The sequence below is a fragment of the Azospirillum sp. UENF 312511 genome, assembly GCF_058780635.1.
This window is the reverse complement of sequence record NZ_JBSNCG010000002.1, coordinates 30,889-43,573: the sequence shown is the minus strand read 5'-3', so window position 1 is coordinate 43,573 and position 12,685 is coordinate 30,889. Positions and strand designations below refer to the sequence as shown.

The window sequence follows — 12,685 nt, the reverse complement described above, 5'->3', positions numbered from 1 at the left end:
GGCGGCGCTCATGCTGGCACGCCGCCGTATCGCCGCCAAGTGGTCCGTGCTTACGGCAGCCTCTTGAAGACCATGCGCCGCATCGGCTGGTCGAAGGCGGTCATCCCCTCCGCGTCGGTCCGCCCGTTGGCGGCGAAGCGGCGGCGGACCTCGGCCTCCACCGGCGGAAGGCGCTCGCGCCGCACCGGGTCCACGGCGGTGACGTGGGTCAGGTAATGATCGGCGTCGCGGTAGCGCACCACCGTGCCATAGACCGTCTCGTCCACCGCCTCCAGCGGCAGCGGCGGGTGCTTCAGCGTGTCGTAGGCGGCGGCGCGCACCTCCGTCTCGTCCTCGATGGGCAGGACGACCTCGAAATAGGCGCCCTCGGCGATGGGCTCGACCACCACCAGCGTGCCGCCGGGCTTCAGCACCCGCGCCGCCTCGGCCATCGCGTCGGCCATGACCGCCAGTGGCAGGTGGTGGAAGCTGTTGGAGTAGACGATGGCGTCCACCGACGCGTCCTCCAGCGGCAGCGCCTCGCCTTTGCCGACGCGGTAGTCGGCGCCGGCCACCGGCTCCGCCTTGCGGGCGCGGGCGAGCTGGCCCTCGCTGATCTCGATGCCGATGGCCCGGGCGCCGAGGCCCGCGAAATGGCGGGTCAGCGATCCGTCGCCGCAGCCGACATCCACCACGGTCCGGTCCCGTGGGTCCAGAACCTCGGCCAGGGCGTCCTTCAAGGTCATCGTCGTCATGGTGCGTTTCCGTTTTTCTTGATGGTTGGCAGGTGTTGGGCGGCGTTCCGGCCCCGGTGGGTCAGGGCGCGGCGTTCAGTGTCCGCCGGAAATAGTCGAGGATCTCGTCGTTCAGCCGCGCGTGGAATCCGGCGCGGTCGAAGCCCGGCGGGTCCTGCACCGTCGCGCCGAAGCGGGCGGCGGCGCTGGCCGGGACCGGCGTCAGGAAGGCGTAATGGCCGGCGCCGGGGACGAGGTCGTACTCCGGCGGCCGGGGCAGCAGGCCGCGCACCCGCGCCACCTGGAGGGCGCCGCTCTCGTCGCCCTTCTCCGCCTCGTAGAGCCGGACCGGAACGGTGACACGGGACAGCGCGCCGTCCCCGAACAGCGCGCCGACCGGGTCCATCAGCAGCAGCGAGCGGATGCGGGGGTCGGTGGCGGCCTCCAAACGCTTCGGCGTGGCCGCGGCGTTGGTCTTGGCGCCCGCCGGGCAGAGGGTCCGGTCGTCGGGATGGGCAGCGCAGACCTGGGCCAGCCGACCCGGATCGGCGACCCCGCCCGCCGCCGCCAGCGCCGCATGGCCACCCGCCGCGTAGCCGAGCACGCCGATGCGCTGCCGGTCCACCCGGAAGCCCATGGGTGAGGAGTCCAGCACGGCGTCCAGCGCGGCGCGGAGCTGCAGCGGCAATTCCGGCCACAGCGGGACGGTGCCGACCCGGTCGCCCTTGCCGGCCCTGGGGTCAGCGCCCGGTTCCATGCCGCCGAGATGGGTCACGATGGCGGTCATCATCCCGCGGCGCGCCAGGAACAGGGCGACGCTGACCATCGCCAGCCCGTTGCGCGCCGGCCCCTGGGTCATCATCACCAGCGGCATGGAATCCAGCGCCGGCCCGCCTTCCGGGGCGACGTTCAGGTGATAGGGTCCCCGGCGGATCGGCTGGACGTGGTCGCGCGTCGGGTAGAGCAGCAGGATCGGCACCGTCTTGCCCGTGCCCGGATCGGCATAGGCGATTTGCGACACCGCCGCCCGGAACTGGGCCGGTGTTTCCGCCCGCGCGGGCAGGACCGGAAGCAGCCCGGTCATCAGAAGAGCCAGAACCCACCGTCGTGTTCGCCGACCCATCGCAACTCCTCCGGCATCACGTCAAGAAGACTTCCCCGCTGGGGGGAGTGTGGCCGTCTTGCCGGTCGAACGGCAAGCACGGTGTTTCCAGCCTGAACAATGGGGTCCGCAAATCATGGCGCCTTGCCAAGAAACGGGCCGGCCTGTACCACGGCGGTGCGCCCCGCCAACCGCCAAGGCACAGGTCGGCCCGTCCCATGTTCGACAGCTTTCTTCTCGCCTTCACGGCGCTGTTCTCGATCGTCAACCCCATCGCCATGGCGCTGATCTTCAGCCAGGTGACGGCGGAGCGCAGCCCGAAGGAGCGCGCGCAGCTCGCTACGCTGGTCGCCGTCTATTCGGCCATCGTCATGCTGACCGCCTTGTGGGCGGGGTCCTATGTGCTGAACTTCTTCGGCATCTCCCTGGCGGCGCTGCGGATCGCCGGCGGCTTCGTGGTGGCGGAGCGCGCCTGGGCGTTGCTGAGCGCGCCGGAGGCGCATGAGGCCCGCAAGCAGGAACAGGCCGCACCGGCGGAGGAGGCCGGGGACTCCGATGTCGGGGAATCGGCCTTCTTCCCCCTAACCATCCCCTTCACCACCGGGCCGGGCACCATCTCCGTCGCCATCGCGCTGGGCGCCACCCGCCCCCGGGGCACCGAAGGGCTCACCGAATTCTTCATCGGGGTGTCGGCGGCGGCGCTGGCCATCGCGCTGCTGATCTGGCTGTCCTACCGCTCCGCCGACCGGCTGGTGGCTCTGCTCGGCCACACCCGCGCCCGCGTGCTGACGCGGCTGTTCGCCTTCCTGCTGTTCTGCGTCGGCGTCCAGATCCTGCTGACCGGCCTCCTGGACGCCTTCCCCGTGCTGGCCTCGGGGCGCTGAGCCTGATTCAGCGCGGCACGGTTCAACGACTTCGCCCCACGCGCTGCCGGGCCATGCGGTCGGCGACGGCGGCGGTCGGTTTGCGATCCATGTCGGCGCGGGCAAAGATCTCCGTCAGCGTGTCGGCGATCCGCTCGATGTGGGTCATCACGCGGCCATGATCATAACCGGCGCGCTCGTGATAGACGTCGATCACCCCGCCGGCGTTGATGACGTAGTCGGGGGCGTAGAGGATGCCGCGGTCGGCCAGCGCCTGCCCGTGCCGTGCCTCGGCGAGCTGGTTGTTGGCAGCACCCGCGACGACCGGGCAGGTCAGCCGCGGGATCGTGGCGTCGTTCAGAACGGCGCCCAGCGCGCAGGGGGCGAAGACGTCCACCTCCAGATCGAGGATGGCGTCGGCGGGCACCGGCGTGGCGCCGACGCGGTCGGCCACGCGGCGGGCCTGCGCCTCGTCGATGTCGGCGACCCACAGCCGTGCCCCGGCCTCGGCCAGATAGCGGGCGAGATGCCCGCCGACGCTGCCCACGCCCTGGATGGCGACGGTCAGCCCCTCCAGGTCGGTGCGGTGCAGGCGGTGGAGTACCGCCGCGCGAAGCCCGACGAAGACGCCGTAGGCGGTTGAGGGGGAAGGGTCACCGCTGCGCGTGCCGCCGCCCGCGGTCGCCTTCTCGACCACGCCGGAGACATGGGCGGTTTCCAGTGCCATGGTCTTGATGTCGGGAACGCCGGTGCCGGAATCCTCGGCGACGATGTAGCGTCCGCCCAGCCGTTCGACGTGGCGGCCCATGGCGCGCAGCAGGGCCTCGCTCTTGTCGGTGCGCGGGTTGCCGATGATGACCGACTTGCCGCCGCCCAGCGGCAGACCGGCCAGGGCCGACTTGTAGGTCATGCCGCGCGACAGGCGCAGAGCGTCGCGCAGGGCCTCGTCGTCGTTGGCGTAGGGCCACATGCGGCAGCCGCCCAGCGCCGGGCCGAGCGCGGTGTCGTGGATGGCGACGATGGCGCGCAGGCCGGATTCGGCGTCGGAGCAGAAGACCACCTGTTCATGGTCGTCGAAATCGGGATGGTCGAACAGCGGCACGGTTTCCTCCAAAATCTTTTTCTTTTTGAAAAGCGGGAATCACCGTGACGCAAAGCTCGGGCGTTGCGCGCAGCAGGGTTCCGCGCGCCGTGCGATGGTTCGGCGTGTCCGCTTTTCCTTGCCCTGTGCTTCACCCCTTCTTGAACAGGCGGGGGAGCGACGGGGCGTTCTCTTGAAGGAAACTAGATGCGCATGAAAATGCTGGCAAGGCGGACGGTTGACCGGCCTGCAAAAAGCAAGGAGATGAGCGCGGGAACGGTTCCGCGTCGGAAAAGTGTCGCGGACGGGGCCGCGAACGATGATTTCCGGTCTGCTCTCAAGACGGGAGAGGGTGGCCGGGGACCGGCCGGGCGGTGGGAGGAGGCCGCCCGACCGGTCCCCGCGGGGATCAGAACTCCTCGTCCCCGCCGAAGCCGCCCCACGAATCCTCTTCGCTGGGGATGTCCTCGGCCACCTGATCGACGGCGCCCTGGGCCTCCTGGGCGATGGCCTCACCGCCGCCGGAGAAGGCGCTGGACAGCGCGCTGCCGATCAGCATGCCGCCGGCCACGCCCATGGCGGTCTGCATGGCGCCGGCCATGAAGCCGCCGCCGGCCCGCTGCGGCTGCTGGGCGTAGGCGGCGACGCGCGGGTCGCCGTAGGCCGGGGCGGCGCCGGGCGCCTGACCCCAGGGGGAGCCGCCGGGGCGCTGCTGCGGGGCCGGGGCGGGCTTGGCGGCGGCGCCGCCACCGAACAGGCCGCCGAAGATGCCGCCGCCACCGGCCGCCGCGGCCGGGCGCTCCTGAAGCTGGCGCTCCAGCTCCTGGTTCTGGTTCTGCGAGGCGGCCAGCGCCTGCTCCAGCATGACGATGGCCTGCGCCATCAGGTAGGGCGCGCCCGGCTGGCGGGCGATGGTGTCGCGGATGTGGGCTTCGGCCTGCGGGTCGCGTGGGCCGGACTGGGCCTCGGCCTGACGCAGCTTGGCGAAGAGGTCGTCAATGATCTGGCGTTCGGTCTGGTCCATGGCGGTGCTCGTGCTCTCGGTGGTTTGAGGGATGGTCCGGGCGTGCCCCGGCGCGTCGTCCATTGGGTGGGCGGCGGCGTCCGGAGGGGGCCGGAACGATGTGGAGGGTGTGGGAGAGGTCTGGGGATCGCGGGTCCATGGGAGCATTCAGTCCCTCCAAGTGCGGTCACGCCCGTCGGCGCAAGAGCAGGTGAAGAGATCCGACATCGCGACCACGTCTAAGTCGCCAGAGGGGCCCGGATCACAGGTCCCGGAGACGTGGGGAGGGCCGGGAAACCTGTCAAGAGAGGGGGGCGCCAGAAAAATGGCGGAAAAAACAGCGCTGCGTTATTCCGGCCGGGTGCGCGCCTCGAAGCGGCGGCGGTCGCTCTTGTCGCTGAGCACGAAGGCGAAGGGGCGCAACGCGTCGATGTGGCTGAGCGCGATGGCGATCAGGACGGTCATCGGCACTGCCAGCACGGTCCCGGCGGCCCCCCACAGCCAGCTCCACAGCAGCAGCGAGCTGACGATCACCAGGGGCGAGATGGCGAGCTGCTTGCCCTCCAGCCGCGGCCCGATGAAATTGCCCATCACCTGCTCGATCACCAGCAGCCCACCCGCGACCATCAGGGCGGTGGTCGATCCGCCCTGGGCCAGCGCCATCAGCACAGGCAGCGTGGCCGCTCCCACCGACCCGATCACCGGGATGTAGTTCAGCAGGAAGGCCAGGAAGCCCCACAGGAACAGGAAGTCGATCCCGAACAGCGACAGCCAGCCGATGTAGAGCGCCCCGGTGATCAGCCCCAGCGTCGTGCTGACCAGCAGGAAGCGGCGGAACTGCTGGGCGATGGCGGTGACCGCGGTGACGGTGGTGGCGCAGCGCTCCGGCCCCAGCGTCTTGACGATCTTCTCCCGCCAGACCGGGGCCTCGACCAGCATCAGCAAGGCGAGGAACAGCACGATGACCACCGTCGAGACGGCCTCCCGCGCCGCCGCCAGCACCGACGCGACGAGGCCGGACAGCGCCTCCGCTCCGCCGCCTCCGCCGTCGGAGTCGCCACCCGAATCGCCGAGAAACCGTTCGCGCAGCCCGTCGATCCAGCCGCTCGCCTGCCCCCAGAGGCGTTGCAGCTCCTCGGCGTGGCGCGGCATCTCGCCGGCCACGCGCTGGCCGATGAACCACAGGCCTCCGGCGAAGACGGCCAGAACCAGCAGCACCGTCAGCATGGCGGCGAGCGGGCCGAGCAGGGCCAGCCGCGGCGGCACCCGGTCGCGCACCCAGCGCCCCACCGGCGCCACGGCGACCGCCACGAAGAAGGCGCCGGCCAACGGGATGAGCACCGGCGCGGCGGCGCCGAGGCCCCACAGGACGGCAAGGGCGGCCAGCAGGCCGAGCAGCCAGAGGCCGAGCGTCCTCCGATCGATGGACCAGCGCCGATTCCCGTCCGCGTCCTCTCGCTGTGCCAAGGTCGTCCGCTCCCCGCCCATGGTTTCGTTGTGCCGCGCTGCCGGTCGGGCAGCATGAGCTTGACGCGAAACCGGCCGTGAAGTTCCGCAACGCCCCGGTCCCGGCCGGAGCGCAGAATTGCCATCCGGGGGACGTTGCGGCGCAGCGGGGCTGCCACCAACTCACTGGGGCCGGCTCCGCCGGAGCGGGATTCAGCCTGGGGACACACGCCATGGACCGCATCAACACGGCTTTCCTGTTCGACCTCGACGGCACGCTGATCGACAGCGTCTACCAGCATGTGCTGGCCTGGCAGGAGGCGCTGGACCATGAGGGGATCGAGCTGTCGGTCTGGCGCATCCACCGCAAGATCGGCATGAGCGGCGGCCTGTTCGCCAACATGCTGCTTCGCGAGACCGGCCTCGCCATCAGCCCGGAGCTTCTGGAGCGGCTGCGCCGCCGCCACGCCGAGGCGTTCCGCGGGCTGGCCGGGCGCGTCCGCCCGCTGCCCGGCGCGCAGGAACTGCTGTCCCACCTGACGGCGGCGGGCATCCCCTGGGCCATCGCCACCAGCGGGCGGATCGAGACGGCGCGCTCCGGGCTGGAGGCTCTGGGCGTCGACCCGGACCAAGTGCCGGTGGTGACGCGCGATCAGGTGAAATACGCCAAGCCCGACCCCGACCTGTTCCTGGCCGCGGCGGAGCGGCTCGGCGTCGCCATCGAAACGGCCATCGTGGTCGGCGACAGCGTGTGGGACATCCTCGCTGCGCGGCGTGCCCGCGCGCTCAGCATCGGGCTGCTGTCCGGCGGCTACGGGCAGGACGAGCTGGAGCGGGCCGGCGCCTTCCGCGTCTATGAGGACCCCGCCAGCCTGCTGGAGCATCTGGACGAGGTGGGAGGCCGACGCTGAGCGCCGACCGACGCCGTGCGCTGCTGATCGTCAACGGGAAGGCCCGCCAGGGGCAGCGCGCGCTCGACGACATCCGGGAGGAGGCCGCGACGGCGGGCGTCACCCTGATCCGCGCCGAGTGCCGCGAGCGGGAGGACATCGCCGAGGCGATCCGCGACCATGCCGAACTCGGTGGACATGGTCATCATCGGGGGCGGCGACGGCACGCTGAACGCCGCCGCTCCGGCGCTGGCCGACACCGGCCTGCCGCTCGCCATCCTGCCCATGGGCACGGCGAACGATCTGGCGCGCACGCTGGGAATCCCGCTGGATGTGCGGGAGGCGGCGAAACTCGCCGTCAGCGGCCCGATTCGCCGGATCGACTTGGGCGAAGTCAACGGCGTCCCCTTCTTCAACGTCGCCAGCATCGGACTCAGCGTCGAACTGGCCCGCGAACTGACGCGCGAGATGAAGCGGCGCTGGGGCGTGTTCGGCTACGCCGTGGCGGCCTTCCGCGTGGCGCGGCGCATGGCGCCCTTCCGCGCCGAGATCCGCATCAACGGGGCGCGGCACCGCGTCAAGTCGGTGCAGATCGGAGTCGGCAACGGGCGCCATTACGGCGGCGGCATGACCGTGCAGGAGAACGCCGCCCCCGACGACGGGCAGCTTGACGTCTACAGCATCGACCTGCGCGGCTGGTGGGAGTGGCCCCTGCTGTACCCGGACTTCCGGCGCGGGCGGCACGGGCATTGGAAAAATGTCCACGCCTGGTACGGGCAGGAGGTGGAGATCACCACCCGTCACCGCCGCCCGGTGAACACCGACGGCGACATCACCACCCACACCCCGGCGCGCTTCCGCGTGCGGCCCGGAGCCGTCGCGGTCATCGCGCCGCCGCGGTGAGGCCTTGCCCCCTCCATAACCCTCCCCCGCTCTCGCAGGGGAGGGGACTGCCGCCGCTTCGCGATCATCTCCCTCCCCCGCCCAGCGGGGGAGGGCCGGGGTGGGGGCCCGTTTCCCTCCATGACACCCCGCAACCCCGGCGCGACATTCCCCCTAACTCCCTGTGCGTTCGTGAAACAGTTCGCTGAGCGAACATAATCGCTTGCGGGCTAGTGGTATCTGGTATACCGTATCACCAATCCAAGCCGCTTCCCTTCTCCGGGGCAACGAAACCGCGGCCCAAACCCCTTCAGCCGGGGGGCCCTCCCACGCGAGGGGAAAGAAGAGTCAGGGACGGGAACAGCCAATGCAGACGATGAGTTTCTCGGTCGCGCCACTGGATCAGGGGATGAGCTTCAAGGCCAAGGCCTACCAGGCGCTGCGCCAGGCCATCACCCAGATGGACATCTACGGCGGGCCGAGCGAGATCCGCCTCGACGAGCGCCAGCTCTGCGAGGCGCTGGGCGTCAGCCGCACCCCGGTGCGCGAGGCCATGGCGCTGCTGGAGCAGGAGGGCTTCATCCGCTCCATGCCCCGCCGCGGCATCTTCGTGGTCCGCAAGACCAAGGCGGAGATCATCGAGATGATCACCGTCTGCGCCGCCCTGGAGGGCATGGCCGCCCGCCTCTTCGTCGAGCGCGCCGACGAGCGCGGCATGGCCGACCTGCACGAGACCTTCGACCGCTTCGCCGAAGGCGAACTGGCCGACCACGTGCTGGAGTATTCCGACGCCAACGTCGCCTTCCACCAGTCGATCATCCAGGCCTCGGGCTGCACGCTCATCGCCGACCTGACCGACCGCTTCTTCATCCACATGCGGGCCATCCGCCGCGTCACCATGCGCCGCGGCGGCCGGGCCGAGACGTCCATCGTCGAGCACCGCGACATCATCGACGCCCTGACCCGGCGCGACGCCGACCTGGCCGAGCGGCGGGTGCGCGAGCACACGCTGGGGCTGGCCCGCCATGTCGAACAGCACTGCGATTTTCTCGATTGACCGATCGTGAACCGAATAAGAGTCGGGGAGGAGTAACCCTTATGTCAGCCGTCACAGTCCTCAACAACCAAGCCACGGCCGCCACCGATGCGGAACCGGCGCTGACGGATGGTTTCCAGCTCGTCATCGATGCCCTCAAGCTCAACGGCATCGAGAACCTCTACGTCGTGCCGGGCATCCCGATTTCCGACCTGCTGCGCATGGCCCAGGGCGAGGGGCTGCGGGTCATCTCCTTCCGCCACGAGCAGAACGCCGGCAACGCCGCGGCGATCGCCGGCTTCCTCACCAAGAAGCCGGGCGTGTGCATGACCGTCTCGGCGCCGGGCTTCCTCAACGGCCTGACCGCGCTGGCCAACGCCACCACCAACTGCTTCCCGATGATCCTGATCTCCGGCTCGTCGGAGCGCGAGATCGTCGACCTGCAGCAGGGCGACTACGAGGAGATGGACCAGCTGGCCATCGCCAAGCCGCTGTGCAAGGCGGCCTTCCGCGTGCTGCACGCCCAGGACATCGGCATCGCCGTGGCCCGCGCGATCCGCGCCGCGGTGTCGGGCCGTCCGGGCGGCGTCTACCTCGACCTGCCGGCCAAGCTGTTCTCGCAGGTGATGGACGCCGCCGAGGGGGCCCGCTCGCTGGTCAAGGTGGTCGACGCCGCGCCGGCGCAGCTGCCCTCGCCGGACTCGGTGGCGCGCGCTCTGGAGGTGCTGAAGGGCGCCAAGCGGCCGCTGATCATCCTGGGCAAGGGCGCGGCCTACGCGCAGGCCGACGAGGCGGTGCGCGAACTGGTCGAGAAGTCGGGCATCCCGTTCCTGCCGATGAGCATGGCCAAGGGCCTGCTGCCCGACACCCACCCGCAGTCGGCGGGGGCGGCGCGCTCGATGGTGCTGAAGGACGCCGACGTGGTGGTCCTGGTCGGGGCGCGTCTGAACTGGCTGCTGTCGCACGGCAAGGGCAAGACCTGGGGCGAGCCGGGGTCGAAGACCTTCATCCAGATCGACATCGAGCCGCGCGAGATGGACAGCAACGTGGCGATCGTGGCGCCGCTGGTCGGCGACATCGGGTCGTGCGTGTCGGCCCTGACCGCCGGGATGGCGAAGGGCTGGACGCCGCCGCCGGCGGAGTGGACGGGGGCGGTGTCGGCGCGCAAGGAGGCGAACATCGCCAAGATGGCGCCCAAGCTGATGAGCAACGCCTCGCCGATGAACTTCCACGGCGCGCTGGGCGCGCTGCGCCGGGTGGTGCAGGAACGTCCCGAGGCGCTGCTGGTGAACGAGGGTGCCAACACGCTGGACCTGGCGCGCGGGATCATCGACATGCACCAGCCGCGCAAGCGCCTGGACGTCGGGACCTGGGGCGTGATGGGCATCGGGATGGGCTTCGCGGTGGCGGCGGCTGTGGAGTCGGGCAAGCCGGTTCTGGCGGTGGAAGGCGACAGCGCCTTCGGCTTCTCGGGCATGGAGGTGGAGACGATCTGCCGGTACAAGCTGCCGGTGTGCATCGTGGTGTTCAACAACAACGGCATCTACAAGGGGACGGACTTGAACCCGACGGGCGGGTCGGACCCGTCGCCGATGGTCTTCGTTCCGGACTCGCGCTACGACAAGATGATGGAGGCCTTCGGCGGCGCGGGCGTCAACGTGACGACGCCGGACGAGCTGTACCGCGCGGTCAGCGCGGCGATGGACAGCGGCCGGCCGACGCTGATCAACGCGGTGATCGACCCCAACGCCGGGTCGGAGAGCGGCAACATCGGCAGCCTCAACCCCACCAGCGCCGTCCGCAAGGGTCCCAAGACGTAACGCCTTCCTAAATTATAAAAACAAAGCCCCCCGGAAAAATCGGGGGGCGGTTCCAAACGACTGCACGACATCCCAACGTTACGAAGAATCAGCCTGAGACGAGAGGGGAGGGCGGACATGGACACGGCCATCGTCGCCAAAGACGACACGAAAAGGCGCTCCATCCATCCCGGTTCGGGGCGCCGGAACACCCGGCCCCAGCCGAAGGGCCGGCAGGTCGATCCGGCGGCCCTGGCGGAGGTGCAGGAACTTCTCGGTGACCGGTCCCGGCAGCGGGACCTGCTGATCGAGCATCTGCACCTGTTGCAGGACACCTATCACGGGCTGCACGCCCGCCATCTCGCGGCGCTCGCCCACGAGATGCGGCTGGCCCTGGTGGAGGTGTACGAGGTGGCGTCCTTCTACGCCCACTTCGACATCGTGATGGACGGGGAGGAAGCCCCTCCGCCCGTGACCGTCCGGGTCTGCGACAGCCTGTCCTGCTGCATGGCCGGCGGCGAGACGCTGCTCGACGAGCTGAAGGCCGCCGACATGGGGCCGGACGTCCGGGTGGTGCGCGCCCCCTGCATGGGCGCCTGCCACAACGCCCCGGCGGTGGCCATCGGCCACGCCCTGCACGAGAACGCCACGGTCGAGAGCGTGGTCACCGCCGTGAAGAATGGCGAGACGCACCCGCAGCTCCCCACCTATGTCAGCCTGGAGCAGTACAAGGCGGAGGGCGGCTACCGCCTGCTCGCCGACTGTCTGACGGGCAACGTCCCGGTGGACGACATCCTCGGCAAGCTGGAAGGCGCCAACCTGCGCGGCCTCGGCGGCGCCGGCTTCCCGACCGGCCGTAAGTGGCGCTTCGTCCGCCACGAGCCCGGCCCCCGCCTGATGGCGGTGAACGGGGACGAGGGCGAGCCGGGCACCTTCAAGGACCGCTACTATCTGGAGAACGATCCGCACCGCTTCCTGGAGGGGATGCTGATCGGCGCCTGGGTGGTCGAGGCGACCGACGTCTACATCTACCTGCGCGACGAGTACCCGCACATCCGCGAGCTGCTGGAGCACGAGATCGCCGCCGTGGAGAAGGCCGGCCTTGCCGGGCACACCCGCATCCATCTGCGGCGCGGCGCCGGGGCCTACATCTGCGGCGAGGAGTCCGCGATGCTGGAGAGCATCGAGGGCAAGCGCGGCCTGCCGCGGCACAAGCCGCCCTTCCCGTCGGTCGTCGGCCTGTTCGGCCGCCCGACCCTCATCAACAACGTCGAGACGCTGTTCTGGATCAGGGACATCCTTGAGAAGGGCGCCGACTGGTGGGGCGGCCACGGGCGCAACGGCCGCAAGGGCCTGCGCAGCTACTCCGTCTCCGGTCATGTGAAGGACCCGGGCGTGAAGCTGGCCCCCGCCGGCCTCACCATCCGCGAGCTGATCGACGAGTATTGCGGCGGCATGGCCGACGGCCACACGCTCAAGGGCTATCTGCCCGGCGGCGCGTCGGGCGGCATCCTGCCCGCCAGCATGGACGACATCCCGCTGGACTTCGGCACGCTGGAGCAGCACGGTTGCTTCATCGGCTCCGCCGCGGTGGTCGTGCTGTCGGACCAGGACGACATGCGCAAGGTCGTGCGCAACCTGCTGGACTTCTTCGAGGACGAGAGCTGCGGCCAGTGCACGCCCTGCCGCGTCGGAACGGAGAAGGCGGTGGCGCTCATCAAGCAGCCGGTGTGGGATGAGCCGCTTCTGACGGAGCTCGCCCGGCTGATGGGCACGGCGTCGATCTGCGGCCTGGGTCAGGCCGCGATGAACCCACTCAAGAGTGCGCTGAAGCACTTCCGCGACGATCTGCGCGGGGAGGTCCGGTGAT

11 protein-coding genes are annotated in these 12,685 nt (G+C 70.2%); 6 read left to right on the top strand and 5 right to left on the bottom strand.

Features of this window, described 5'->3' with window-relative positions:
* Nucleotides 1–50: 50 nt before the first annotated feature.
* Nucleotides 51–734: a class I SAM-dependent methyltransferase gene (locus ACWPN7_RS08550; protein WP_459197576.1), complete on the bottom strand. Its 684-nt coding sequence runs from the start codon at nucleotides 732–734 to the stop codon at nucleotides 51–53.
* A gap of 61 nt (nucleotides 735–795) precedes the next feature.
* Nucleotides 796–1,797, bottom strand: a complete 1,002-nt coding sequence (locus ACWPN7_RS08545) for an alpha/beta hydrolase family protein (RefSeq protein WP_103041550.1) — start codon at nucleotides 1,795–1,797, stop codon at nucleotides 796–798.
* A gap of 236 nt (nucleotides 1,798–2,033) precedes the next feature.
* Between ACWPN7_RS08545 and ACWPN7_RS08540 the strand changes: the two genes are divergently transcribed.
* Complete coding sequence (locus ACWPN7_RS08540) at nucleotides 2,034–2,699, top strand: MarC family protein (RefSeq protein ID WP_035682886.1); 666 nt, start codon at nucleotides 2,034–2,036, stop codon at nucleotides 2,697–2,699.
* Between the two features lie 22 nt (nucleotides 2,700–2,721).
* On the opposite strand, the gene ACWPN7_RS08535 is transcribed toward ACWPN7_RS08540, so the two are convergent.
* The 3 genes from ACWPN7_RS08535 to ACWPN7_RS08525 all read right to left on the bottom strand — a co-directional run bounded on the left by ACWPN7_RS08535 (nucleotide 2,722) and on the right by ACWPN7_RS08525 (nucleotide 6,229).
* Entirely contained in the window at nucleotides 2,722–3,780 is a 1,059-nt protein-coding gene (locus ACWPN7_RS08535) for a Glu/Leu/Phe/Val dehydrogenase dimerization domain-containing protein (RefSeq protein ID WP_459197577.1), read from the bottom strand.
* Nucleotides 3,781–4,168: 388 nt separating this feature from the next.
* Nucleotides 4,169–4,783 carry a DUF2076 domain-containing protein gene (locus ACWPN7_RS08530; RefSeq protein WP_040138445.1) on the bottom strand — a complete coding sequence of 205 codons (615 nt, stop codon included), beginning with the start codon at nucleotides 4,781–4,783 and terminating at the stop codon, nucleotides 4,169–4,171.
* A 327-nt stretch (nucleotides 4,784–5,110) separates the two neighbouring features.
* Nucleotides 5,111–6,229, bottom strand: coding sequence for an AI-2E family transporter (locus tag ACWPN7_RS08525; RefSeq protein WP_459197578.1), 1,119 nt, complete (start codon nucleotides 6,227–6,229; stop codon nucleotides 5,111–5,113).
* 212 nt (nucleotides 6,230–6,441) lie between these two features.
* Between ACWPN7_RS08525 and ACWPN7_RS08520 the strand changes: the two genes are divergently transcribed.
* The 5 genes from ACWPN7_RS08520 to ACWPN7_RS08500 all read left to right on the top strand — a co-directional run bounded on the left by ACWPN7_RS08520 (nucleotide 6,442) and on the right by ACWPN7_RS08500 (nucleotide 12,684).
* The gene (locus ACWPN7_RS08520; RefSeq protein WP_103041554.1) at nucleotides 6,442–7,119 is read left to right on the top strand and encodes an HAD family hydrolase; all 678 of its coding nucleotides are present in this window, start codon (nucleotides 6,442–6,444) and stop codon (nucleotides 7,117–7,119) included.
* Nucleotides 7,120–7,278: 159 nt separating this feature from the next.
* A complete protein-coding gene (locus ACWPN7_RS08515; protein WP_492273249.1) occupies nucleotides 7,279–8,001 on the top strand; it encodes a lipid kinase in 723 nt (240 codons plus the stop codon).
* A gap of 346 nt (nucleotides 8,002–8,347) precedes the next feature.
* Nucleotides 8,348–9,037, top strand: coding sequence for a GntR family transcriptional regulator (locus tag ACWPN7_RS08510; protein WP_014200112.1), 690 nt, complete (start codon nucleotides 8,348–8,350; stop codon nucleotides 9,035–9,037).
* 41 nt (nucleotides 9,038–9,078) lie between these two features.
* Nucleotides 9,079–10,836, top strand: a complete 1,758-nt coding sequence (oxc, locus tag ACWPN7_RS08505; RefSeq protein WP_492273248.1) for an oxalyl-CoA decarboxylase — start codon at nucleotides 9,079–9,081, stop codon at nucleotides 10,834–10,836.
* A gap of 117 nt (nucleotides 10,837–10,953) precedes the next feature.
* Entirely contained in the window at nucleotides 10,954–12,684 is a 1,731-nt protein-coding gene (locus ACWPN7_RS08500; protein WP_051658802.1) for an NAD(P)H-dependent oxidoreductase subunit E, read from the top strand.
* The last annotated feature ends 1 nt before the right edge of the window (nucleotide 12,685 follow it).

Bases quoted from the DNA above. Each gene is read 5' to 3' on its own strand.
- ACWPN7_RS08530 (WP_040138445.1), bottom strand. From the start codon at position 4,783: ATGGACCAGACCGAACGCCAGATCATTGACGACCTCTTCGCCAAGCTG.
- ACWPN7_RS08545 (WP_103041550.1), bottom strand. From the start codon at position 1,797: ATGACCGGGCTGCTTCCGGTCCTGCCCGCGCGGGCGGAAACACCGGCC.
- ACWPN7_RS08510 (WP_014200112.1), top strand. From the start codon at position 8,348: ATGCAGACGATGAGTTTCTCGGTCGCGCCACTGGATCAGGGGATGAGC.
- ACWPN7_RS08500 (WP_051658802.1), top strand. From the start codon at position 10,954: ATGGACACGGCCATCGTCGCCAAAGACGACACGAAAAGGCGCTCCATC.
- ACWPN7_RS08520 (WP_103041554.1), top strand. From the start codon at position 6,442: ATGGACCGCATCAACACGGCTTTCCTGTTCGACCTCGACGGCACGCTG.
- ACWPN7_RS08550 (WP_459197576.1), bottom strand. From the start codon at position 734: ATGACGACGATGACCTTGAAGGACGCCCTGGCCGAGGTTCTGGACCCA.
- oxc (WP_492273248.1), top strand. From the start codon at position 9,079: ATGTCAGCCGTCACAGTCCTCAACAACCAAGCCACGGCCGCCACCGAT.
- ACWPN7_RS08515 (WP_492273249.1), top strand. From the start codon at position 7,279: ATGCCGAACTCGGTGGACATGGTCATCATCGGGGGCGGCGACGGCACG.
- ACWPN7_RS08540 (WP_035682886.1), top strand. From the start codon at position 2,034: ATGTTCGACAGCTTTCTTCTCGCCTTCACGGCGCTGTTCTCGATCGTC.